Consider the following 24,618-nt stretch of genomic DNA (forward strand, 5'->3'; position numbering starts at 1 on the left):
GGCCGGTCCCTGACCGTGCACGAAGTCTTAACGGGCCTTACTTCGGCCCTATTTCCAGACCCCCTTTCCCAGTGCGCAGAGTGAGTGATCCGTCTTAACGGGCCTTACTTCGGCCCTATTTCCAGACCACCGTGGGCAAGTCCCTGAACGTGGGCGAGTACGTCTTAACGGGCCTTACTTCGGCCCTATTTCCAGACCGTCAAGCTCGCAATCAGTGAGCGTATTACCCTGGTCTTAACGGGCCTTACTTCGGCCCTATTTCCAGACCACCTTGACAGGGGGCACTCGCAGCACCTTGGTCTTAACGGGCCTTACTTCGGCCCTATTTCCAGACCTGAGTCTGGCGACGAGTTGAACTACCCTGGGGGGTCTTAACGGGCCTTACTTCGGCCCTATTTCCAGACCCCCTCAAGGTTTCAGCAGGCCGTCGCAAGAAAGTCTTAACGGGCCTTACTTCGGCCCTATTTCCAGACCAGAAAGTCATCCAGAGCGCACCGGCGCCAAGAAGTCTTAACGGGCCTTACTTCGGCCCTATTTCCAGACCCCACTGCTAGGCGCGATGATTTCGTGTCAAAGGGTCTTAACGGGCCTTACTTCGGCCCTATTTCCAGACCCGATTACTTCCGAGTTTCCTACGACAACAAGACGCGTCTTAACGGGCCTTACTTCGGCCCTATTTCCAGACCCCGTTGCTAGCCTTGGCCAATGACTTGGTACGGTCTTAACGGGCCTTACTTCGGCCCTATTTCCAGACCCCCTTTCGATTCTGCCTTAAAAAAATTGCTCTGTCTTAACGGGCCTTACTTCGGCCCTATTTCCAGACCAGATAAAGCTGGAAGCCAGTAGTGGCGGGGGCTGCAGCGAGCTTTGCGGCGCTCGGAGATGCACGGGGGTTGCCATCACCGTTCGGGAGGCCATTTCTTTCAAAAAACGTCATAAAATCAATATGCGGCGCTATTTTTATCAACCGGTTTCCTCCATTAATAGCGTAAGCTGCTGATATTCAAACGATCCAAAATGGCTCGCACGCAGCTGACGGTGGCTTGCCTTGCCAACCCATATCTCGCCGACAGTGCCGGCAGACGGGTTGAATCAGAATATGGTCTTCGGCGGGGTCAATGATCCTTCGCAGGCGCAGGCGAAGCGCCTGCAGGCCCGCGGGCGTGAGCCCACATTCGAAAACGCTTTTCTGCAGGCGGTCCCCCACCGCTTCGAGCGTGCGCGCGACTCGCCGCAAGCGGCGCGGGTCAGCGATATCGTAGCTCACCAGAATCAGGTACAGGGTGCTCATCGCCAACGCGTCATCAAAAAATCGGCACCACGACCGCTGCGTATGGCCGCCAGCAGTGATAGCACGTCGTGATCGATGATGCGCCGCAAATCCATCGCGGCGCCGCTTTGCGGGTGCAGTTGAACCACATTGAAACGGTTTTCCAGGGCACCGATGAAGTGTCGGATGGTGCTCTTTCCCAGAGCACAGCGCCCGTCCTTTTGCTGCTGATCCTGGGGGTCGAGCTGATCGCCATGCAAGAGCTTGAGCACTGTAGCATCGACCACGTAGGCCCGGAAGGCTTCCATCAAATCCGAGGCCAACGCCAGATGGCTGCCGCCAGGGACATGCAGGTAACCCAGGTGAGCATTGAGCCCGCGGGCAGCCAGGATCCCGGCAACGCTCTGATAGAGAATGGTGTAGCCAAGCGATAACAGGGCGTTGACGACGTCCGGCGCCGGACGACGCTGGCGGCGGGAAAACTGCCACTGCGCCGGCACCAACTCGGCAAAGGCTTGCCAGTAGAGTGCTGCAGCCGCGCCTTCGCTACCGCGCAGGCTTTCGAGGCTGGCAGCATTCTTGAGGGTTCCCTCGATCTCCACCAGTCGTTGCCGAACGCCGGAGTGCTGCAGGGCGAGTTTGTGGTGACGCTGGCTACGTGCCAGCACACGAGCGCTGTTGTGCAGCTTGGCGGCGACCACCTGGCGAGCGATCTGCAAGCCGAAATCGCCGTTGGCATGGCCGGCGAACTGGGCTTGCAGCAACTGCACGTGCTTGCCCTCGGCAGCTTCGAAGCGGCCGTAATAGCGGCCCATGTACGAAAGCCAGGCGATACTGCAATCGTGGCGCGCAGCGAGATGCATCACTTGACTGGTGGTCTGAACCGCGCCGAAGAGAATGATCTGATCCACGTTCAGCGCCGGCAGGCTCAGGATGACCTTGCCATCGCGCTCGACTTGGTAACGCGCATTGTCCACCGCCAGCCGGGCCCGGTGATCGACCAGATAGAGGGTGCGCAGCAAGGGCGCCAGCGGCGGCAGTTGGGGAGCTTCGTCAGCGGGCGCGGTTGCCGGACTAGCCGTAGCCGTGATGGCAGGCTGCGCAGGCGCGATGGCAGCAGCCTCTGCAGGGGCTTGGGCCTGCCAATTCGGGGCTTCCTCACGGGCTTCGACCATCGCCTGTGCCAGCGCGACATCGACGGTCTCCTGGTCGTCGTCAGGCGGCGCTTCCAGAACTGCCGCATCGGTCGGCACCTCCTCTTTCCAGCGCTTGGGCACGGCAAAGCTGCGCACGAAATGCCAGCCCAGAAACTCCAGCCCTTCGTCCAGGTGCAAGATTCGGGTCTTGAGCGGGTTGAGCCGCAAGGAAAGTCGGTCGAGCACTTCACGACTCAGATCAAGCGCGACTTCAGCGCGCCGCCGGGTCTTGGCGAGAACGATGAAGTCATCCGCGTAACGCACCAGCACGTGCTCGGCGTCGAGCAGCGCGTCGTCCAGGGTGTCCAGGTAGAGATTGGCCAGCAGCGGCGAAACCGGGCTGCCCTGCGGAATTCCCTTGTCCGGCGTCGTGTGCCGGCTGCCCTCTTGAATCGGCGTGGTCAGCCAGAGTTCGATCAGTTGCAGCAGCGCCGGCTCCGGCACCAGCGCTTGCAGCTGCGCCAGCAGGCTGGAATGAGAAATGTTATCGAAAAATGCTTCGATATCCGCGTCGACGATCCAGCGATAGCCTTGCCGCTGATAGTAGCCGATGCGCTCGACTGCCTGGCGCACGCCACGCCCTTGTCGATAGGCAAAGGCAGAATCTTCGAGCACGGCTTCGACTGTGGGTGTCAGCGCCAGACTGACGCTCGTCTGCAGGAGACGATCTCTGACCACGGGTACGGCGAGCCCGCGCGGGCTCTTGCCGGAGCGAGGGATCCAGATGCGCAAGAGCGGTCGGGGCCGGTATTCCCCGGCAATGACCTCCTGGGCGAGGCACGTACAGAGGGCGTCGATCTTCGGCGCCAGATCATCGATACCCTCTCCGTCCACCCCGGCCATACCACGGTTGCCGGCAACTTTTTCCCAGGCCCTGAGCAGGGCGCTGCGCGTCAGTGCTTGTCGCAGGAGGGGGCCCAGGGGATGCACGGTGGTCATCTCAGATGATCCAGTGACCGGGAGGCGCTGCCAGCCCACGGCAGAGCCCTTCGCCCGCAGAACGCAAGAGGTCGAGCCGGCACAGGGGGTAGTAGCGCACGCTATCCTCGGCGCCACACAATACCCGCGCCAGATCCCCTTGCAAGGCACGCAGCTCTTCCGGACTGAGTTCCATCAGGTAGACGCTTTCCTGTACCCGCTGCCCCACACGCTCGCAAATCCGCGCAGCCCGGCGCAGACGACGCGCTTGGGCGATGTCGGTGGTGATCAGCCAGTGCGGCATGATCGATACCTCGCGTGTTCAAGCATTCCGGATCAAGGGCTTGATCTGCGGCGTGCTGGCCGTGAAGGCGACCAGCGCTTGCCTCGCGCCGGCCGGTGCTCCGTCCCGGTCATTGGCCATGAACCACTTGAAATGCTCTCCTTCCATCATCCCATTGGGTAGCTGTGGATAATGCACCGGCACGCCGATCGCCCCGGGGTTGCCCAGCAGTTGCAAAGCGCGGCGCACGTCTGAAGACACCGCCAGCATGCCCTCAGCGGCCAGTTCACCCGGTTGCGGTGCTCCTGCTAGCACATCGGCCTGGAGTTCGGGCTGCAGGTGGCCGGGCCAGGCCGCGGCGCTCTCGGCACGCCAAGCGGCGTGATAACGCGACGTGCCCGGATCATCGCTGGCATAGCGTGCGCTTCGATTCACCAGGAACAGCCCCACCGGGTCGATCTCGACCGACCCCAGGCCCAGTGGCTTGCCCATGCCCAGCCGGTGTTCAAAATGGGCGCAGGGATGCAGGGTGGCGCAGAGTAGCGCCAACTGGTGCTGGCTGAGGTTATTGAAGTCGATCTCGAAGTGGAAAACTCCGCCCACTGATACGGGCTCGATCAACACTCGCCGTTTGTGCCCGTCATCCGGACAGCCGTCGTACCTGCTCTTCCAGGGCGGTGATCCATTACCATCGGCACGCCGGCCATTATCACCCAACGCGACGACCTGGCCTTGCTCACGCCAGGCATGCAGATAGGCTTTGCGCCCACGCAGCGTGTATTGCGCAGCGTTCTTGGCGAGCTCGTTCTTGCCGACGTAACCGTCGCCAGCGATTCGGCGGAAGTACAGCGCCGGCGACGGCGGCTTGGGCGTGGAAAGTTCCTTGAGCGTCACCGGCGCGTCCTGTCGAATGTCCTGCCCGATGCCGAAACCAACGAAGACCCTGCCAGCCAGTGCGTCGGCCTGTTTTTCGGGGCGATCGTTATGGCGCTCCTCGACGAAGCCAAACAGCATTTCCGTCGGCGACAGCTTCTTGCTCCGGCCCGCCATACCGTATGGCAGTAGATTGGCATCGTACTGCGCCAGCAGATCGGCGGTCGTGCACAGTGTGCCGTCCTTTTCTATGCCGCTCCGCCACATTGACGAGAAGCTGACCTCCTTGATCGTGGGCTGCCGCACGTTGTCATCGACATCGAAGAAAACCAGATCGCCATGCTGCAAGCGTGTGAGCTTGCCGTCACCCGATCGGGCGGGCCGGCCTACGGGCGTGTAGGGCAGCAAGCTGGTATCGGCGAGGCGTTCTCCATCCTTGATGTGCATAGCCGCCAGTGCCAGGTCAGCGAGATCATGGAAGCGTTTGCTCACCGCCTCGGGAATGGCGAGCAACTGATCCGGACCGGGGTTCTCGACGAGATCCGGGATGAAGATGTGATGCTTGACGGTCCGAGGGAGATCACGCCCAGGTGCTTTCAAGGAACGTACCCAACCACGGATATAGCCAGACTGCTGCGCGGCCGTGAGTTTTCCGAGTTCCGCCGCCGAAATGGGTTGCTGATGATGGTTTCGCTGGCCAATCAGAAAGCGCTCGTCATTATTCCCCTTCGGGAACCGTAGATCACCCGAGCGCAGCAGGTGGTCCTTGTTGGCGCCGCCATAATCCACTTCGGCTACTTGCATGAAATAAGGCTGATCACAGCCGTAGCTGACGTTACCGAGGGGATCAAAATAAACCCGCAGGGGAGCAGGATCCCAGTCAAAGATTTTTCCCCATTGCGCTGGGATGGGATAGATCGTGCCGCTCCTGCTTAGAGTCGGCAACGTAAGGGGCAAGAGATGCGGCTTACCTTGATGCATCACCACGCGACCGATGGCCGAAAGCGCGTGACGATTGATTTTCCGCATCGAGTATTTTTCGGGATGCAGCACCCGGAAGTTCGAGCCGCTAACACTTTCGAACAAGGAAGAGAGCATGCCGCGCAGGCTGGTGGCCGGGATGGCAATTTCGTTGCGCAGCTTGAAAGGCTCGATGGGGGTGGGGCTCAGGGTAGCGGCAGCAGTACCGCGTTTGCCGCCGACAAACAGCGGCGTCTTCGGCGTGAGTTTGCACACCAGCCGCCCCGACAAGCCTCGGTAACGGTCATGCCCGTGATCGGCGCGCAGCTGTTCCATGTCGGGCCAGCTCGTAACGTCGGGCTTCACCAGAGGGATGAAGTGGTAGGGGTTGTGAAAGCCGGTGCTGGCCGGCCGGGGTTCAAATTCCTCATCGGCCTGCGTCTTGATGGCGTGCAGCGGTAGCGGGCTGGCCGCCGGGCTACCCAGCCATTGGCGCAACGCCTGCAAGGCATGGCTGACGGGCTCATCCTGCTCGGGGAACAGAGTCTGCAATTGCTGCCGCCAGTTGTCCAGAAGCTGCGGCGCACGGCACTGACCATAGCCCTTGCTGATGCCATAGCCGAAAGCAATGTCGCCCTCGGCAAGGTCACGCAGCAACAGGGTGATCACACCAAGCCCGGGCCACAAGGCAATTTGCTCGCCCGTGAGCCGGGCAGCGTTCAGCCTGAGCAGGTCAAGGCTGATGCTACCTTTGAGCGTCGGGCACTCCACGTAATCGACGTTGAACTTGGCGCCGTCCTTGCCGCCGCCGGTAAAGCGGTCGATGGCCACCATTTCCTGGCGGACGACCGCCGGCTCGCCGAGCGCAACACAATCGCTCGCGTGGACAATTCCGCGCCATCCGGCGCTGCCAAAGAGCACGCTGGCGAGGTCGTTGTGCAGCTCTCCTTTGCGATGAGCCGAGGCAGCGTGGCCTTGCGGCACCTTGCTGCCCAGCGTTCGCAGGATGCGTTCGGTCTGGCTGCGCAAGCGTCCGCGCAAGCTACTGGCCGGCAGGCCAATTTGCCCATTCGCAGTACGACGCGGAATGGCGTCAGCTTCGGGCTTGTGGTCGCTTTTGGCGTCCCGGTCGGCTTCTAGCTCTTGCTGCCTGACAAGGAATGGGGTGTGAAAACCGAGCTGTAGATCGATCTTCAATGCTTCGACTGCTTTGCCCCGCTGGCGGGCGGCAAGCGTGACTTCCTTGGCGTGGCTCCACCAGGGAGTTGCCTCGCCCTTGCCGATCCTGTCGAGCCAGGCGCTGGCCTGCTCGCGGCCGAAATAGCCGGTGCGAAACTTGCCATAGGGCTGAACGCGACCCAGGTCGTGGTTACGCTGCGCGCCGAGAGAAAAAGACGGGTCGCTGGCCATGTGCTCCAGCAAGCCAAGCAAGTGGCCGATCTCTTCCTCGCTGGCGCTGTGCACGACAATGCGCAAGCTGAAGCGCGTGCCGGCAGGGATAAGTGCGGTACGAAAGAGTTTCTTGTCTTGCGCACTACCCGTGGCTCGATCAATCGCATTCCGCGCTTGCACGGTTTCCGTGCTGCCCGGCTGAAGGCTGCACCATGCACAAAGAAACTCCGCCTGCCCGGCCAGGGTCTTGTCGCCCTCCTCCCAACCAAACAGTTGCTTCAGCTCTGGGAGCAGATTGGTGCGCCGGGCCAAGGCCTTGAGCGCGCCCTTCAGGCTGGCTCCGGGGATGTAGGGTTGGCCGGCATGATCGAGGGCGAGATCAGAGATCCAGTAGCGCTCGATGTTGCTGTCGCCGTCGACCGCTCGTTCCTCATCCCGACCCTGGCCCGCATCGGCGAAAAGCCGCTTGAAAGCCTTGCCGTCGACCTGTGCCTCGATCTCCACATCCAGACCATTGCCCACATGCAGCGGTGTGACGAGTTCAAGTTCTCCATCAACGATCCAGCGGGTGTTACGAGACATCGCATTCTCCTCAGCAGGGGCTCAGTTGGTGGGCTTGCGGCACGGCAAAACCATGAAGCGGATTGATGACGACTTCCCCGAAGCCGTTTTCGGGCAGGTAGCTGTGGTCTTGCCATTTGTCGCCGTGCTCGGCGACCACCGTTGGCGGCAAAGGCAGACCCTGGCTTTGCCAGACGCTCAGCACCGTTTCCGCTGCGCAGGCCTTGCCGGCCGCCACGCTGAGAACGAACACGCTGCCGGCATCGCTAAGAACGAGAGGGAGATACATGGCTGCCCCGCCACGCCGCTGGTGCAGGTGATCACCACCGGCCATACGGTGGCTGGCATAGAAGTGCGACAGTTGCAACGCGCCGCCCGAGAGGCTGGCAAACGCAGCCGCGTAAAGCTCCTGCAGATCATGAGGAGTATTTGCAAGCTCCTTCGAGGCCAGGAGCAGTGCTGGCGTATTGAGTGTCAGGCGGATGAACTCGCCCGCTCGCGGCTTCTGCTGCTGCCATACGCTGGGGCAGTCCCCGCCTAACTCGCTCCGTGCCCAGGCGTCGGTCTTGCCAACAGGCCCGAGACCGTTGGCAAGCAGATCTGCCAGTTCCTGCCAGACAGCGGCGCGATGGTCATCGGCGACGGCCGCGAGCGAGAGGTCGGCAAGCCAGCGAACCGCCTCCTCGGCGACCAAGCACTGGTAGGCGAAGAGCTTGCCTTCCGCGGCTGTGCGCGTCCCTTCATCAATCGCCGTGCGAACGCGCAAATGCTCACGTGTCTGGCCCCACTGGCGTTGCCCGTTGACCTCATCCCAGACCGCAGCCTTCCAGTCATGGCAAAAAGCCGGCGCCTGACTCTCTATCAGCTGCGGCACCGCGAGTTCCGCGACGTCCCAGATTTTTTGCTCATTTCCTCGTTTCGTCGCCACCAGAGACATCGGGATCGCGCCCGGTCTGCTGTACGTCGCAGACGGGAAAGCATGGCTCACGCGGATCGCATCGAAGTGTTCGGCGAGCTTGCTGGTCGACTTTCTCTCCGCGACGGTCTCGCCAAATTGCGCCCGAATCAGGCTTGCCAGCGCGCCCTTGATGGTCGCCCCGGGAATGATGTCACCCGACTCAAAGACGTTGCCGCGGCTCCGCACAGCCACGCAGATCGCCTGCTCAAAATCAAGCGTCAGACGAGCGTGCGTACCGCTGACCGAGTCGACCCGGGCATTGGTAGCAGCTTCGACAACTACCGAAGCCGATAGCAATTCGCCAAAACCGACGCTGCGCTGCGCGCCCAACTGGCTGTGCCAGAGCAAACCGGCCAGGAGCGCGCCCTTCAGTGGGCACACCTCGTCAGGGCTCAGAAATGCTCGCCACCGACCCGTAAAACTTATGCAGCTGCCGGCTTTCTGGGTTTGCTCGATCATCATCAGCATGCCGTTCTGCGGAGCACCGGTCTCTACGTCGATCGGCACACGTGAGGAAAGCTGCAGCTCCGCCGCGCTGCTTTTTGACGAGAGATCATTGCTCCAGATACGACTGCGATCACTGTCCTGGTGACCAATGCGGCCAAACCATTGCGACGCATCGAGTACGGGCAGAGCAAGCTCCGCCATCGCCGCCCACGCGGCGCGAATACGCCCGACGATCAAACTGCCGGGAAGGATGAGTTGGCCGTCGTGATCGCGAATCAAGCTGGCATCCAGACCAAAGTGGCCCGGATCGTTGCCATGAACCAAGCACGGGGTCTTTAGCGTGACCTCCAGGTCTATCGTGTGCAGGCTGCGCGGCGTCTTCACGGCGTTCCTCCCGTGCTGAGAAGTGGTGCATCGGGCAGCAAATAATCCCAGAGTTCGAGCAGGATCGTCCAGGCGACCACATCCGCCGCAGGCAGCATCGCCGCCTCTTGGCTGCTGGAGTCGTTTTCCCAGAAGCTACCGCACAGCAAATGCCAGAGAGAGGCGAACTCGCCACGATTCTGAGTGGCCAGCGCCTCGTCGGTCGATGCGTAACTGCGCCTGAGCAGACGCACTTCTTGCGCAGCCTTGCCGGCGGCGAGGCTGCGCAATACACGAATCATGGCTGAACGTGGCAGATCGTTCTTCAGCGCCGGAATCAACGCGCGTAGCCGGCGGATTTTCTCTTCGCTCAGCAAGAGCCTCTGCCAGCCGTCCTCCTCTATGCCATTGCGCTGCCAGAATCTGGTGATGCTGTTGCCCACGTGGTCGAATGATTCAAGCACGATCCACGAAAGACTATTCTGCTGCCTGTCGTATTGTTTGCCAAATTCAGCGAGTTTCTCCGTGGCAAGCTTCTGTAAGCGGCTGATCGGAGCGTTATGCTTGGCGAAAACGAGCCCCGCCGAATGCGTCAGTTTCTGTCCCTGGTAATCCCAGTTGGCGGTCAACTCGAAAAACCGCTGCGCGAACTCCAGCCCCAGCCAGGCGGGCAACAGGAAGAGCATTTCGTCGCCGCCCCACAACAGCGTTTCAAAACGAAGCTTGCCTTCTTGCGTTCTGCCCAGCGACGTGGAAGCCTGCCAGCCCAGAAGGTCGTGGAGAAGCCGGCGCCGCTTCGCCTTGAGATCGCGGTCCCACGCATTCAGGTCGATATCGCTCTCGCACGCCTGCTGAATCTTTCCAAAGCCATTTCCATCAGCATAAAAAACCGCCATCTTTCCATTGAGATTGGCAGGGATGGCAGCATAGTCCCCGAGCTGACGAAATGTTGACAGTTCTTCCGTATTGTCGGAAAAGGAGTCCATACCACACGCGAACGCCGTTGAGCTGCCCAATCCACCAAGTTCCTGCTGGTAAAAGCCCTGCCGCAACTCCCGACCCGCATTGCTCCGAACATGAACGCTAAGGCTGGTTGGTCGATTTTTGTACTTTTGCTTGGCGGCTGCAGGACGAATTTCATCCGTGCCACACACCTCCGAACACCTCCCCCACTCGGTAGAAAAATTGAGCGTGTGCATTTGCTGCCAGCGGTTTCGTGCCAGCGAAGCCTCCACGCACGTTCTGAAATCTGCATGGGCCACACGATCGACGACAAAGGTCGCATGACGGTAATCCGCATGCTGGCATAAATATTCCCGGACTTTGCTTTCGTCGAGCGTCGCGTCTGACAGATTGAACAAGCCGATCGAGGCACCCGTACTGATGGGCGAAAGCCGGCCTCTGAATTTATTTTCCACATCGCGAACGGCTTGCAACAACAGGTAACCCCCGCCACGACGGGTATTCAGATCCTCGGTGTCGTCAATTGAATGAAGCAGATTGACGGCCTCGATGCGTAGTAGTCTATTCATCACTCCTCCTGCGGTATCTGAAACAGGCGACAATAACCATCACAGCGATGATCCCAAACAGTGCTAGAGATAAACGGCCCACGTTTCCCGCAACCCAATTGATGCAGGCAACGAACTCAACCTGTATTGGCGGCTTGTCCGTGTCGAACGTGTTCATGCCCAGAATACTGGAAGCCAGGCCGGCAACGGCAATGGCCAGACCGAAAATCGCGACTATTACAACAAGGATATTCAATCTGTGAGCTTCACTGGTTTGATCTTGATTCTCTCTTGAGTCAACGAACTGTACGATGTCCTGTAACTCCTGCCGCATTTCATCGTACGCCGACTGCAGTCGCAGCCTTGTGCGCCACATCTCGAATAGCTCGATCCCCTGCTCCTGAGGTGTTACCTCTTCAAACCAGTAGGTCTGGGTGAAGGCAATGAATCCAGCTTTCAGATCCTGGAATTTCTTTGCATCCAGCGGCCTTGGCTTCCGGTCTTCGTACGGTGACAAGTCTGCCAGTCTTCGCGTAGTCACCAGCAAGGCAGCTTTCTGAAAATGCGCAATGATGGCCATCGGAACGTAGATATGACGGTAGCTGACCGGAGCACCGTTCAATTGATTGCAGAAGAAGAATCCATCACGCGAATCCCCAAGCCAGGTGAAGGCGTAGCCACAGTTCATGATGCGTGAGGACAGTTCCGTGGATTCGTCATCGACATACCAGAAACGGTCATAGCAGAAGCGCTCCTCGAAGTTGCTGAGATAACTCTTGCTATAGGAGAGAATATCGGAGCCTGCCTCGTCGGCAAAACAAAGCCGAATCAGATTGCCGCGGTCGATCAGCTTGTGTAGTGGTGGATCATCACTCTGGTTTTCGAGGGTGATCATGCTTGCCAGTGCTGCACGATCATCACCGAGCTGCCTGGCAAAGAAAACACTACCTGCTCCGTTGATTGGCTTGAGTAGTTGCTGCCAGTGTTCCGCCCATAGATGAGTATGGGATGACACGTCGCCTGCTGTTTCTTCAAGCTCTGCAGCTTCGCTTCGAAGCCCGTTCAACTGGCTGGAATCGAATCCGGGCACTGCGTCACGTTTTTTTGGTCCGTGCCACAATTCTACTGAATTTGGAAAGTGCCCACCGGGGTACTTGTCGTGCCTTTTGTCAAGATAGGGCGGGTAGATGCGCCGGAGTCGGTCAAGGCAATTTTGCACCGCCTGAAATTCGAGCACATCCCGACTTCTCAAATGTAGAACGAGAACGGCGATATCGGGCGTGAAATACAGGAGATCGCAGACGGCGTCGAGGACGATTGTTCGATCACCAATCGTGCACTCCAGGGCTTCCACATCGCTGCGCCGAAAACGCTGGACCAGCCCCTGATCAAACCAGAAGCGGCGAACGAAGGGATGAAAATAGTTGTAAGCCTGATAGCGGATATCTTTCAACGCCTCTTCATCGAGGCCGTGTGCCGATATCCGATCTGGCTCATGCCCTGCCAGTCGTTTCCAACCCGCACTGCACAAGGTGGCCTGCAAATCGCCGACTTTCCAGCCCTGGCGATCGGCTCGTCCGATCTCAAACGGTACGATAATGAATGTCTCGAGGCGTGCCTTTGGCAAGTCATTTCTCCTTTAGCTGGTACATACCACGGCCAAGGGCGGTTCCTTGACCAGCACCAAACCAGACCCCCCATTTGAGAAGGGCGTGAATGGCAGCGGGAATTGGGCCTGAGTAGCTGACCTGGCCCAGGAGGCCTTCCAGTTCGAAGGGGCGATTGTGCTTGCGAGACCCGTAGACCCAGGGGGCTGACCGCAGCGTGTGCTTCGCTACCAGAAGTCGGCGAATGGACTCCTCGGCGACAATCCAATCCTGACCATTGAGATCGAGTTCTTCCGCCAATGCGGGTTCGACCGCGCGAATCCGCTTCACCAGCGAGCGCACCACAGCCAACAGATTCGGTGCCACATGCGTGGCGCCGGCCGCCCATTTTCCCTGGCTGTCGAGGGTCAGCGGGGTGTTCCATTCCAAGGTCAGGCTGTCGAGCGCTGAAGATTCAGGCGCGATCCCGGGATCGTGAACCTGGATGTCAAGGTGGTCGACGCGATCCCTGCGGTCGCCATAGCGTAATTCCTCCCAGCAACGCAAGGCGTCCGACACCACTTGGTCATGATTGGCAGCCTCACCGAACAACATGACGCCGCAGCCAAGATAGACCGTCGCGTGCCGAAGATCGGCCTGCCAACCGTAAGGCGGTGGGAGAACCGCATACTGTTTGTACCGCACTCCCTCCGTCATTCCCAGCAAGCCAGTAAGCTGGGGAGAGTGGCTGCGAATCAGGTGCTCGAAGACGCCATGCAAAACCCCGCCCAGAAAGGGCGCTTCGGCGAGCGCAGATTGTCCAGCCATCGGCTGCAATGCAACTTGCAGGCTGAGCAGTTTCATCCCGGACGTTTCTGAAGAAACTGCCAAGCCTCGCGACACCAGCGGGCGTCATGCAAAGCATGGTGCACTGACGATTGCTGTGCGGGAAGCGATGGCCCGCCCGACTGCAGGCGGAACTGCTCCAGATTCATGTGCGACAAGGGCCAAGCCTGTGGCCAATCAAGCATGTGCCCAAGCAATTGCCGCAGAACAACCCAGTCGTACTCGCCAAAATAGGCCCATATCTCGCTAGGTGCCGGGCTGAAGAAATCAAGCACCTCCTGGCGGATCGCCGTCCGCGACTTTGCCTGCGAAAAGTTCAAGTGCTGAAGTACGTTCTGGCGAAGCCAATCACTGGCGCATGAGCTGTCATATTCTGAATTTATGGCGTAATACTCTCTACCATCTTCAGCGACGATCCCGACGCTGATCAGGTGAATGATTGAAGAGCGTTCATCAAACTCCGTATCAAACCAGTAGCGCATACCATTTCTCAAAAAGTGGGCATTCTATCAGCATCTATGATGCATTGGCCAAAGTCTTCAGTCCGGTGCCGCGAAGACTACGACTTTGCTACATTAGCCATATTGAAGACGGCACGATAAGAAACAGGCTTTCAATGTCCATCAGCGTTCTCGATCTGTTCAAGATTGGCGTCGGGCCTTCGAGCTCGCACACTATCGGCCCGATGCAGGCGGCGCACGACTTCGTGCATGAGCTTGAAGGCAGGAAGCTGCTCGCTGCGGTAGGCCGCATCGAGGTCCGGCTGTACGGCTCGCTGGCCGCTACCGGCATCGGGCACGGCACCGATCGTGCGGTGATCGTCGGCCTGATGGGCCAGCGCGCCGACAGCATCGATCCGGACTTCATCGCTCCCGCGGTCGCCGACGTCCAGCGCAACGCCTGCCTGCAGCTCGCCGGCAAGGTCGCCGTGCCGTTCGACTGGGCCCACGACATGCGCCTGTTGCCGGTGAGCCTGCCTTACCACCCCAACGCCTTGCGACTCGGCGCACATGGCGAGGCCGGCGCCCTCTTCGAGAATACCTTCTACTCGATCGGCGGCGGCTTCGTGATCGACGAGGCGCATGCCAGGAGCGGCAGCAGCGCCGTCGCAGACACGCCGCTGCGCTACGAGTTCAATAGCGCCGCCGAGCTGCTGACAATCTGCCGCCGGCACTCGCTGCGCATCAGCGAAGTAATGCTCGCGAACGAAGGCGCCTGGCGCAGCGAGGACAAGACACGGGTGGCGCTGCAGCGCATCTGGGAAGCGATGCGCGCCTGCGTCGCCCGCGGCATCAGACAGGGCGGCGTGCTGCCGGGCGGCCTGGAAGTGCGCCGCCGCGCGCCAGCGCTGCACGCCACACTTCAGCAGCGCGAAGTCGGCCGCAACCTGATCAGCGACACCATGGCCGCACTCGACTGGGTCAATCTCTACGCGCTGGCGGTCAACGAAGAGAACGCCGGCGGCGGTCGCGTGGTCACCGCGCCGACCAACGGCGCGGCGGGCATCATTCCCGCTGTTCTGCACTACTACATGAACTTCCAGCCCGGCAGCAGCGCCCGCGATGTCAGCGACTTCCTGCTGACCGCAGGGGCCATCGGCACACTGTGCAAAAAGAATGCCTCGATCTCGGGTGCCGAAGTCGGCTGCCAGGGTGAGGTCGGTTCTGCCTGCGCGATGGCCGCGGCCGGGCTCACCGAAATCATGGGCGGCAGCCCGGAGCAGGTGGAAAATGCCGCCGAAATCGGCCTCGAACACAACCTCGGCCTGACCTGCGACCCGGTCGCCGGCCTGGTGCAGGTACCGTGCATCGAGCGCAATGCCATGGCGTCGATCAAAGCCATCAATGCCGCCCAACTGGCGCTGCGCGGCGACGGCGCGCATACCATTTCCCTCGACCACGCCATTCGTACCATGCGCGACACCGGCCGCGACATGCTCGACAAATACAAGGAAACCTCGCGCGGCGGCCTGGCAGTCAACTTCACCGAGTGCTGAGCGCGCGCTGCGTGTCTACGGCTGACGCCACGCAGCCAGCCGCACCAAGGCGCCCCCGCCTTGACCAGGCCGGCCAAGGCCAGAGATACTTTGGCTGCGACCGATGTCGTTACTGTCGCCTTCTTGCCAAGCGTGGTTTCATTCGTATAATCGCGCGACTCTGGTTCGTGCGACATCCCACGACCTATCGACCATCCCGGGAGGTCGAATGAAGGACATCCTGAATTTTCTGGCGAGAGCAAATCTGATTGAGCTCTCGGAGGATGAGCAACTGGCCGCTGCTGAAGCTGAATAGGCCGCGGCAGACACGCAATCCTACGCTGCGGAGCCCGCAACCGCTGCCGATACGCCCGCGGAAACAGGTGGCGTTTCGCCGCCGGAAGTGGCGACCGTTGGCGCTCCGGCAGAGCAACTCGCGGCTGAACAGGAAGACATCCCCTCGCCCGACATCTTCGCAGCCGCAGCTGTGCCCGCTTCGCCGTATACGGCGGAAAAGCTCCTGCGCCTGCTCAACGGCCTGCGGGCGACGTCAGCCCGGCTCTGCTGACGCATCCGCGCATCGTAGCAATCGAGCTGCCGATACCGGATTGTGAAGCGCGCCACGCGGCGATCGGGCATTGCGCATCCAGCATGCCCGCTGCCGAGGCCGATCGACTGGCCGATCGCTGGCCGACCATACCGCCGGACTGCGCCTGATCCAGTTGGCGAGCATCGTCACCAGCGAAGCGCCGCAGGCACTGAGCGAGCAGCAACGACGAAGCCTGATCGTTGGACTGCTGTAGGGCAGTCCGAACGCCGAGCAACGCGCGCAAAGACTCGCCGCGATCACCGCCGGCATGAGGCCAGGCGAGATCCAGCAACTGGTCGACCCGACCCGGGCGCTGCCCGAAGAGGACCCGGCCGGCGAGATGCTGGCCGTCGTCCGCCAACGCAAGCGCGAGTTGATCGAGAAGGAGTGCGCCGGCCTGATCGAATTCATCGAACCTCGGCACGGACTCGACAGCGTCGGCGGCAACGAGCACATCAAGAGTGAACTGCTCGAGATTGCCCGGCTGATCCGTAGCGGCGACCGAGCGCGGGCACCGATGGGTCTGCTCGCCGTGGGCCCGATGGGCGCCGGCAAGACCTTCGTCATTAAGGCCTTCCTCAAGGAGGCGGGATTGTCCGGCGTGGCGCTGAAGAACTTCCGCTCCAAGTGGGTCGGTTCGACCGAGGCCAACCTCGAACGGGTGCTGGCGACGGTCAAGGCCATGGGACCGATTGCGCTGGTCATCGACGAAGGCGACCGCAGCTTCGGCAGCAGTGGCGATTCCGACGGTGGCACCGGTTCGCGAGTCATCGCCCGCCTCAAGGAGTTCATGTCTGACCCCGAGAACCGCGGCCAAGTGCTGTTCATCCTGATGACCAACCGCCCGGACAAGCTCGATACCGACATCAAACGTCCGGGGCGTCTCGATCGCAAGATTCCCTTCTTTTACGCCGAAACGGCTGCTGAGCGCGCAGCCGTCATCGGCGTCATTTTTCGCCGCTAACCAGGTCGCACTGGACCTCACCGACGCCGCCCTGCAAGAAGCCTGCGAAGTGCTGGAAGGCTATTCAAATGCCGACCTCGAAGCGCTCGCACTACTCGCTGCCGAATTTGCCGAACGCGCGCGGACAGCGCTGACCAGCGCGCTCCTGAAGCAGGCGATCGATGACTTCATGCCGCCGCAGGAGATCGCCATGGTGCGCTATATGGAGATGCTGGCGGTTTCGGAAACCTCGCGCCGCTCGCTGCTGCCGCAGCGCTTCCGCGCGCTATCGGTCCAGGAAGTGCAGACCCGACTCGCCGAGTTCCGGCGCCAGATCGACCTCTGCAGGAGCCCCTATGTTTCCCCAGTTCGATGACGTTTCGCTTAACCTCCCTTTAACACCTCGCTGTCATATTTCGGGTTTTTCTAGCCCGCGCTGATTTTAAGTCGTTGATTTGAAAGAGGCGGTTTTCCGGAGGTGAAATGTTGTGCCATAATAGCTTTGACGTTCTGGTTTTTTTCCCTTGCATTTCTTGTACGATCGTGGGCATGTATATCCGACAGACACGAACGAACAACAAGGTCACCGGCGAGGGCTACTTCACCTACCGGCTGGTGCGTGGCGAACGCATCGCAGGCAAGGTCCGTCAGATCACCCTGCTGAATCTCGGGCGTAATTTCGCGATCAAGCAGGAAGACTGGCCGATACTGTGTCGTCGTATCGAACAGTTGCTACACCCCCAGGAAGCGCTGCTGCCGTTGCCATGCACAGGTCATATCGAAAGTGCGGCCCAGCGCTACGCCGGGCAGCTGATCGTGCGGGCGCCGATGAGCGACGCGTCGGCGACAGAGGCCAGCGACCCTGCCGAAAACCCGCGTCCGCCGGCGACATTCGTCGAAGTCGATGTTGACTCGCTGCAAACGATGCAGCCGCGTTCGGTCGGCGTCGAGCACGTCGGCCTGCATGCGCTGGCCGAACTGGGCATCATCGACCAGTTGCGGGAGTTGGGCGTTAATGGCGTTCTGTGGGCGTCGATTATCGGCAATTTGATCGGCAGAATGGCCCATCCGGGCTCCGAGCGGGCAACCTGGAACTGGCTGCAGACGCACAGCGCCTTGGGCGAACTGATCGACGTCGACTTCCTGTCGATGTCACACATGGGTCTTTACCGGGGTTCGGACATCCTGATGAAGCATCGGGAGGTGATTGAAGCACGTTTGTTTGGCCGCGTTCGCACGCTCTTTGGTTTGGAAGAGACGATCACGCTCTACGACCTGACCAACACCTACTTCGAAGGCGAAGTCCCGAGCAATCGCAAGGCCAAGCGTGGCCGTTCCAAGGAGAAGCGTAGCGATTGCCCCTTGGTGACCCTTGGCCTGGTGCTCGACGGCAGTGGTTTTGTGCGCCGCTCGCAGACCTTCGAAGGCAATGTCAGCGAAGCCGGCACGCTTGCCGGCATGCTGACCGGTTTGGCCGCCCCGGCAGGGGCGCTGGTGATCATGGACGCGGGCATCGCCAGCGAAGCCAATGTCGCCTGGCTGGTCGAACACGGTTATCGCTACCTGGTCGTTCGTCGCGGGGGAACCCGGCAGTTCGATGAAACACAGGCGATCACGATCGAGACCGCCGACGAGCAACCGTTGCGCTTGCAGAAGACGCTCAGTGAAGACGGTCAAGAGCTTCAGTTGAATTGCCATTCACCGGGTCGCCAACTCAAGGAGGAGGCAATGCTCGAATCCTTCAGCCAGCGCTTCGAAGCCGGATTGCAGCAAATGCTCGATGGCCTGGCCAAACCGCGTGCCGAGAAACGCCCAGACAAATTGCTCGAACGACTCGGTCGACTGAAGCAGAAGAGTCGCGGCACCAGCCAGCATTACACGGTAAACCTGGTGACGGACGAGTCGGGCAAGCGCGTCACCGGGATCACCTGGCAGAAGGTGCCCCGCGAAGGGAGCCAGGCGACACACCCAGGCGTTTATTGCTTGCGTACCAATCAACTCGACTGGGATGAAGAGCGGCTCTGGCGCACCTATACTCTGCTGACTGACCTGGAAAGTGTGTTTCGCAGCCTGAAGAGCGAGCTGGGCTTGCGCCCGATCTACCATCACAAGGAAGATCGCGCCGACGGCCATCTGTTCATTACCGTGTTGGCTTACCAGTGCGTGCAGTTCCTTCGCGTCAAGCTGAAGGCGGCTGGCATTCACGACAGTTGGACGACTTTGCGCGAGACCCTCTCGATGCAGTGCCGGACGACGACGACTTTCCGCCAGCGCGATGGCCGCACGCTCCATGTCCGCAAGGCCACCAACGCCGAGCCAGAGCAAATGGCCATCTATCGCGCCTTGGGCATCCACTCACAACCCGGAGGACTCCGAAAACTGATCGCCTGACAGCACATTACGCGCTTGTTGTGCCATTAGAAATTCATTTGCCCTGCAAGCAATTGATTATGCAAGAGGTTTTTTGGGGTAGGTTAAACAGGGGTTAATGCCGCCCAGACCGTCGCCGCCACCCAAATGCTGCTGCGCATCGCGCACGTCGATGGCACAAGAAGCGCGGAAGAAGTGGCCCTGATTGGCCAGTTCTATGACGCCTGTCGCAATGCGGCGCTGGACTGGCCCGCTTTCGCCTCCCTGCAGACCGAGACACCCGCCGGCAACGCTGCCGGCCTATTCACGGAGCCGGCGCAGCGCGACATGCTCGTCGCCACCTGCCTGCTGGTGGCCTACGCCGACGGTGCTCTGATTGACGAAGAATTGGCGGCGGTTCGCGACGTCGCCGCCGAGATCGGCATGGCCGCGGCACGCGTCGACGAACTGCTGGCCCTGGTCAAGGACTACATGCTTGCCCAACTCGCCAGTCTGCCCGACGCCCACTCGGTGGCGGTGGTGGCACGCGAATTGGGCTAACGGTCATGACATTCCAGATACCCCGGATCATGAAAGCCATGACCGCCCCCTTCCCCGACCCTTCTCCCGCGAGGGGAGAAGCAACCGTGTTTGACGTCAAGCGTTTTCTGGTTGCCAAGGGGTGTTGTTTTTAACCATAGCATTCATGATCGTAAGCAATTTGCGCATACAGGCGACGATGACCACCTTGGCCGGTTTCCCGGTCCCTTTGAGACGATCTGCGAAAGCTTTGATCGTCGGATTGCAGCGAATCGCGGAAACCGTTGCCATGTATAGCGCGGCCCTGACGTCCGCCCGACCGCCCCAAACGAAGCGTTTGCCCCGGTGCTTGCCACTGTCGTTGGCCAGGGGCGCGACGCCGACGAGCTTGGCGATCCGTTGCCGGTTGAGTTGCCCCAGTTCCGGGCATTTGGCCGTCATGGTCACACTGGTTACCGGCCCGACGCCGGGAATCCCGCGCAGCAAATCGTCTTTGGCTTTCCACGCATCGGAATTCCGCAGGCGTGTGTTCAGGTCATCGTCCAAAGTGGTGATCTGTTTGTCCAGCCAGATAATGTGGCTCTTCAAGCTCTTCTGCAGCATTCTGGAGGCTGCGGTGCCAAGGCGTAGCGTCTCTTGAACCCGGTTTTCGACCAGTTGATGGCGCCGGCTCACCAACTCATCCAGCTCACGTGTCTCGGCATCCTTGAAGGGACGCACCGCGGGCCGAATGGCTTGAGCAAACCGGCACAAAACGGCCGCATCAATCCGATCGGTCTTCGCTAGCTCTCCCGTCGCCTTGGCAAAATCCCGTGTCTGGCGTGGATTGACAACGGCCACGGGCAGGCCCTTGGCCAGCAGCGTGCTGGCCAGCCGCGTTTCCAGGCCACCGGTCGCCTCCACGACAATCAGTGCGGGAGCAGCCTTTACGAGACGATGACATACTTCCTTGACGCCCGGATCGTCGTAGGCGACCTGCAGGCTTTCGCTGGCCGGCTCGATGCGGATGTCCAGCGTATTCTTGGAGACATCAATCCCTACGAAAGTCTCAACCTCGTTCGCGCTCATGGTACCCATCCTTGCAAAAATACGGGCTCTGTCGCCCAAGCAACCGTTCGGGTTTGCCTTGAGAAGACGGTACGGCGCTCTTTGCTTCTCCACGGGCTTGGCGTCCCAAGGGAGTGACGAGCTACCGCACCGAAACCACAGGTCTGTGGATTTGTGGACAATTCGCCTGCGGCGAACCGGGTCGCTTGCCGTGGAAAACGCTTCGCGTTTCCCACCGCGCGCCCCTTTGCCCACAAGCTCCACAGACCACATTTCATTTATATATATCTTCAAACCCAACATACAAGGGAGTTTCGTGAGTCGCTTGCGCGACTTTCACATTAATGGGCTGAAAGGCGGAAGGGCTCGAAAACCCGGCCTTTCGATGTTTGTTTCGGGGGTTCGCCGCGGCCGAATCGGTAATTGACAGAGCTGTTGGCGGCTACCTATACTTTTTGAGCGCGCTCCTGGAGTTCGCTGCTTCTCTTGGTCGTGTCGCTTCGTAGTTCATTCGCAGTTCATTCGCAGTTCATCCGCGGCCCACACGTGGCAGAGCACCTGAGCTTACCCAAGCCCCTATCCGACTGCGGGGGCTGCTGCCAGCGCGTAGCTTTGCTGGCAAGAGTCGAGCGCGCGGCGTTGACCGTTGACCACCCATCAAGCGAGGTTACGACAATGAACCTGGAATCGATTGGCGGCATTGATTTTGCCGCACTGCGCACAGGCTGCTTTCACCCCTCCCCGGCTGCCTGGGAAGATCAAGTCCTCTATTTTCTGATGCTCGACCGCTTTTCCGACGATCAGGAGAACGGCTACAAAGCCAATGACGGAACGTTGGTGAGCACCGGTAGCACGCCCCTTTTTACGCCAGCGGATGCTGGCAACGCCGTGTCCACCGAGGCCGCTGCCGCCAGCTGGCGCGATGCCGGCGGACGCTTCTGCGGCGGCACGCTGCGTGGCTTGAGCAGCAAGCTGGGCTATCTGCAGCGCTTGGGAGTGACGGCAATCTGGGTTAGCCCGATCTTCAAACAGGTAGCGTTCGACGCCGGCGCCTATCACGGCTACGGCATCCAGAACTTCCTCGCCGTCGATCCACATTTCGGCAGCGCGGACGAGCTGCGCAGGATGGTCGCCGAGGCGCACAAGCGTGGCATCCGTGTCATCCTCGACATCATTCTCAACCACAGCGGCAACGTCTTTGCCTACGAGCCGGATGTCGTTCCGTTCTGGAACGGCGGGACGTTTCCGGTGGCAGGCTACCGCGACGCCAGCGGCGCCCCGACGTTGCCTTTCGATGCTCCGCTGGCAGCGGGACAGGGATCACCCGACGCTGCGATCTGGCCGCAAGAACTGCAAGCCGCGACGACGTTTACGCGCAAGGGAAAGATACGCAGCTGGGATTACGATCCGGAGTTCTATCAGGGCGATTTCGAGACGCTGAAGGATATCTCCCTGGGCGAAGGATTTCTCGATCCCTACCGACCCTCAACGGCGCTGAAAGTCATCACCCAAGCCTACAAGTACTGGATCGCCTTCGCCGACGTCGACGGCTTTCGTATCGACACCGTAAAACACATGGAACCCGGTGCCACGCGATACTTTGCCTCGGTCATTCACGAATTCGCGCAGAGCCTGGGAAAAGAGAACTTCTATCTCATCGGGGAAATCACTGGCGGCCGCAGCTTCGCCTTTCAACGGCTCGAAGAGACGGGGCTTGATGCCGCCCTCGGCGTCGATGACATCCCGGACAAGTTGGAGTTTCTCGTCAAGGGCTCGCGAAACCCGGAGCAGTACTTCGACCTCTTCCGCAACTCGCTGCTGGTCAACAAGGAATCGCACGTCTGGTTTCGCAACAAGGTCGTCACCCTCTTCGACGACCACGACCAGGTACGCAAGGGCGAACGCAAGGCCCGCTTCTGTGCCGGCGACCCGGCTTATGCGCGTCAGGTGATCGCCGTTCTCGGGATGGAAGCGACGACCCTGGGAATTCCGCTGCTCTATTACGGAACCGAGCAGGCGTTCGATGGCGAAGGCGGCAACGATCGTTACATTCGCGAATGCCAGTTCGGCGGCGATTTCGGCGCCTTCCGATCACGCGGTCGCCATTTTTTCGATGAGAGCCATCCCGTGTACCGGGAAACATCCAGGATCCTGGCCCTGCGCAAGGACAAGATGGCCTTGCGCCGTGGTCGACAATACCTGCGGCAAATCTCCGGCGATGGTATCGGCTTTGGCTACCCAAGGATGTTCGGGAATGAAATCCGCTCCGTCGTTCCCTGGTCACGGCTCTTCGACGGCGAGGAAGTCCTGTGCGCGATCAACACCGACTCCGTCCAGGCCCGCACTGTGTGGTCGGTCATCGACCACGATCTGCATCGGCCCGGCGAACACTTCCGCTGCGCCTATTCTACCGACGCCGCCGAGGTCGGCACCCAGTTGCCGGTTGAAGATCGCGGACCGACAAGGGCCGTACATCTGACCGTTCCGGCGGCCGGTTTCGTGATCTACGAGAAAGCGAGCTGAATGGTGCTCCAAGCCATGCCGCCAAGGCGCCGGCGACGCGCAGGAGGGAGCACCCGCGCATGAACGGTAGGTGCATTACCGGCAGGCGAACTCAAGGAACTTCACGGGTCCCACGTTCCACGAGCAAGCGGGCGTCATAGGTCCAGGGCCGAACGGCCGTTGCAGTGACCTTGGCGGCGTCCGCGTGACGAGGATTCAGCAGCACGTTGAACTCATCGGGGACGATCGCCGACGGCACCATCAGCAGAGCCGACAGCAGACCATCGAGCCATGCATTGCCAGCTTCTGCGGACACCGATCCCGCAGGCACGGCATTCCAGCCCTCGGCAAGGCTCGCAAGCAACAGCGATTGCCGTACATTCCAGACTTCGTCCGGAACGTCGATACGCACCAGCACGCGGTTCAGCGGCAAACCACCCGCATTGAGGTGCACGACCGTCTCCAGGCAAGCCAGCGAGGCGCTGGTGGCGGCATAGACTACCGGCCTGCCAGGGCTGTTCCACCGACCACCCGTGTTCCCTGCGCCCAGGCCGCCGAGATCGGTGGGGGCAATGCTCCTCGATGCCAATGCGATGCGCCAGAGCGCGACGCTCATGCGTAGGCGCCGCTGCCGATCTGGTCGAGCAGGTGGAAAACGATGTTCTGTCCTTCGGCGGTGTCCATCCACTCCGCGGGCCGCTGGCCTCCGAGCGCCGGCAACGGTTGCTCCAGCCAGGTCGCGGCCCACACGGCAGCATCGAAATCCGCCACGCTGCCTGCATCGTCCATGATCGCCTGCACGCGCCCGACAAGCCGGCTGAGTCCCAACACGCGCGAAGTCTCATCGGGCGATAGCAGGCTGGCTTCGCGTACCTTGCGGTCGATCGTGGCACGAGCCAAACCGAGCGTACGGCACAGTTGCTCCTTCGAAATGCACAGTTGCGCTGCCAGTTCCACGACCAGCGTGGCCGGCACGCCGTGCTTGATCATATCGATACGCACTATCGGCGCGGCACGATAGGCCTGCTCGAAGTACTGTTTGAAGTACTGCTGCTTGAGGATCCTATCGGCAGACCTGTTTTTCTGCACAAGCGCGACCTGGCCGGCGAGATTGAGCATCTCCCCGCTCAAATCAGGATTGGCCGGCACGCTCGCGTCGGGTGGCTTGAGCCTGGACTTGCTGGTACGGTTGGTCGCTCCCACGTTGGACATCCACATCGCTCTAGTGAGCAGTCACTATACGTCGAGTGAGCAGAAGGAATCAAGCGAGCCTGCTCGTCGAAATCGGACTCCCCGTCGAACAGGCCGCGATAGACCGACTGCCGATCGTCGGGTAAACGACCCAGGGCGACATACTCAGGGTGCGCGGTCAGGACAGCACTGCTCACCCCCTACGCATTGGCCGCGTAGCTGGACCAACGGGACTTGGCCGGATGATCGACCATCGCGACCCTCACCGGATTCAGCTCCTTGTAACGCATGCACGAGAGCAGATAGGTCTACGACTCA

General features: G+C 60.6%; 19 protein-coding genes and 1 CRISPR repeat array (1 of these 20 cut by a window edge). Of the genes, 7 read left to right on the forward strand and 12 right to left on the reverse strand.

What is annotated here, in order from left to right:
- Positions 1–823: direct repeats of the CRISPR family, unit length 36 nt; unit sequence GTCTTAACGGGCCTTACTTCGGCCCTATTTCCAGAC; it begins 1,362 nt to the left of the window's first position.
- 180 nt (positions 824–1,003) lie between these two features.
- Genes cas2 (V5B40_RS13135) through V5B40_RS13175 form a run of 9 tightly spaced genes read right to left on the reverse strand, consistent with a single transcriptional unit; the run spans position 1,004 to position 13,646 of the window.
- A complete protein-coding gene (gene cas2 / locus V5B40_RS13135) occupies positions 1,004–1,291 on the reverse strand; it encodes a CRISPR-associated endonuclease Cas2 (protein ID WP_332354920.1) in 288 nt (95 codons plus the stop codon).
- Positions 1,288–3,405 (reverse strand): CRISPR-associated endonuclease Cas1, encoded by a 2,118-nt coding sequence (cas1, locus tag V5B40_RS13140; RefSeq protein ID WP_332354921.1) that lies wholly within the window; start codon positions 3,403–3,405, stop codon positions 1,288–1,290. The genes cas2 (V5B40_RS13135) and cas1 overlap by 4 nt, the downstream gene beginning before the upstream one ends.
- 1 nt (position 3,406) lies before the next feature.
- Positions 3,407–3,688 (reverse strand): CRISPR-associated endonuclease Cas2, encoded by a 282-nt coding sequence (gene cas2 / locus V5B40_RS13145; RefSeq protein ID WP_332354922.1) that lies wholly within the window; start codon positions 3,686–3,688, stop codon positions 3,407–3,409.
- An 18-nt stretch (positions 3,689–3,706) separates the two neighbouring features.
- On the reverse strand, positions 3,707–7,474 hold the full coding sequence (locus tag V5B40_RS13150; protein ID WP_332354923.1) for a TIGR03986 family type III CRISPR-associated RAMP protein: 3,768 nt from the start codon (positions 7,472–7,474) through the stop codon (positions 3,707–3,709).
- Positions 7,475–7,484: 10 nt separating this feature from the next.
- On the reverse strand, positions 7,485–9,242 hold the full coding sequence (locus V5B40_RS13155; protein ID WP_332354924.1) for an RAMP superfamily CRISPR-associated protein: 1,758 nt from the start codon (positions 9,240–9,242) through the stop codon (positions 7,485–7,487).
- Entirely contained in the window at positions 9,239–10,753 is a 1,515-nt protein-coding gene (locus V5B40_RS13160; protein WP_332354925.1) for a Cas10/Cmr2 second palm domain-containing protein, read from the reverse strand. The genes V5B40_RS13155 and V5B40_RS13160 overlap by 4 nt, the downstream gene beginning before the upstream one ends.
- The gene (locus V5B40_RS13165; protein WP_332354926.1) at positions 10,746–12,359 is read right to left on the reverse strand and encodes a hypothetical protein; all 1,614 of its coding nucleotides are present in this window, start codon (positions 12,357–12,359) and stop codon (positions 10,746–10,748) included. Before V5B40_RS13165 ends, V5B40_RS13160 begins: the two co-directional genes overlap by 8 nt.
- Before the next feature lies 1 nt (position 12,360).
- Positions 12,361–13,182, reverse strand: coding sequence for a CRISPR system precrRNA processing endoribonuclease RAMP protein Cas6 (cas6, locus tag V5B40_RS13170; protein ID WP_332354927.1), 822 nt, complete (start codon positions 13,180–13,182; stop codon positions 12,361–12,363).
- Positions 13,179–13,646, reverse strand: coding sequence for a 3'-5' exoribonuclease domain-containing protein (locus V5B40_RS13175; RefSeq protein WP_332354928.1), 468 nt, complete (start codon positions 13,644–13,646; stop codon positions 13,179–13,181). Before V5B40_RS13175 ends, cas6 begins: the two co-directional genes overlap by 4 nt.
- Positions 13,647–13,780: 134 nt before the next feature.
- Here V5B40_RS13175 and V5B40_RS13180 point away from each other — a divergent pair, with 134 nt between their 5' ends.
- The 6 genes from V5B40_RS13180 to V5B40_RS13205 all read left to right on the forward strand — a co-directional run bounded on the left by V5B40_RS13180 (position 13,781) and on the right by V5B40_RS13205 (position 19,581).
- The gene (locus tag V5B40_RS13180) at positions 13,781–15,160 is read left to right on the forward strand and encodes an L-serine ammonia-lyase (protein ID WP_332354929.1); all 1,380 of its coding nucleotides are present in this window, start codon (positions 13,781–13,783) and stop codon (positions 15,158–15,160) included.
- A 617-nt stretch (positions 15,161–15,777) separates the two neighbouring features.
- Entirely contained in the window at positions 15,778–15,942 is a 165-nt protein-coding gene (locus V5B40_RS13185) for a hypothetical protein (protein WP_332354930.1), read from the forward strand.
- Positions 15,943–15,996: 54 nt separating this feature from the next.
- Complete coding sequence (locus tag V5B40_RS13190) at positions 15,997–16,692, forward strand: ATP-binding protein (RefSeq protein ID WP_332354931.1); 696 nt, start codon at positions 15,997–15,999, stop codon at positions 16,690–16,692.
- Positions 16,693–16,741: 49 nt separating this feature from the next.
- Positions 16,742–17,047: a hypothetical protein gene (locus tag V5B40_RS13195; RefSeq protein WP_332354932.1), complete on the forward strand. Its 306-nt coding sequence runs from the start codon at positions 16,742–16,744 to the stop codon at positions 17,045–17,047.
- Between the two features lie 173 nt (positions 17,048–17,220).
- Positions 17,221–19,062, forward strand: a complete 1,842-nt coding sequence (locus V5B40_RS13200; RefSeq protein ID WP_332354933.1) for an IS1634 family transposase — start codon at positions 17,221–17,223, stop codon at positions 19,060–19,062.
- A 126-nt stretch (positions 19,063–19,188) separates the two neighbouring features.
- On the forward strand, positions 19,189–19,581 hold the full coding sequence (locus tag V5B40_RS13205; RefSeq protein WP_434735873.1) for a TerB family tellurite resistance protein: 393 nt from the start codon (positions 19,189–19,191) through the stop codon (positions 19,579–19,581).
- 96 nt (positions 19,582–19,677) lie between these two features.
- Here the strand turns inward: V5B40_RS13205 and V5B40_RS13210 are convergent, their stop codons facing one another.
- Entirely contained in the window at positions 19,678–20,628 is a 951-nt protein-coding gene (locus tag V5B40_RS13210) for an IS110 family transposase (protein WP_332354934.1), read from the reverse strand.
- Positions 20,629–21,282: 654 nt separating this feature from the next.
- Here V5B40_RS13210 and V5B40_RS13215 point away from each other — a divergent pair.
- Positions 21,283–23,130: an alpha-amylase family glycosyl hydrolase gene (locus tag V5B40_RS13215; protein WP_332354935.1), complete on the forward strand. Its 1,848-nt coding sequence runs from the start codon at positions 21,283–21,285 to the stop codon at positions 23,128–23,130.
- Between the two features lie 91 nt (positions 23,131–23,221).
- Here V5B40_RS13215 and V5B40_RS13220 read toward each other — a convergent pair whose 3' ends face one another.
- Positions 23,222–23,725 (reverse strand): RES family NAD+ phosphorylase, encoded by a 504-nt coding sequence (locus V5B40_RS13220; protein WP_332354936.1) that lies wholly within the window; start codon positions 23,723–23,725, stop codon positions 23,222–23,224.
- A complete protein-coding gene (locus tag V5B40_RS13225; protein ID WP_332354937.1) occupies positions 23,722–24,321 on the reverse strand; it encodes an antitoxin Xre-like helix-turn-helix domain-containing protein in 600 nt (199 codons plus the stop codon). The genes V5B40_RS13220 and V5B40_RS13225 overlap by 4 nt, the downstream gene beginning before the upstream one ends.
- Positions 24,322–24,618: the final 297 nt, after the last annotated feature.

This window comes from Candidatus Accumulibacter meliphilus, assembly GCF_036625345.1.
Classification (GTDB): domain Bacteria; phylum Pseudomonadota; class Gammaproteobacteria; order Burkholderiales; family Rhodocyclaceae; genus Accumulibacter; species Accumulibacter meliphilus.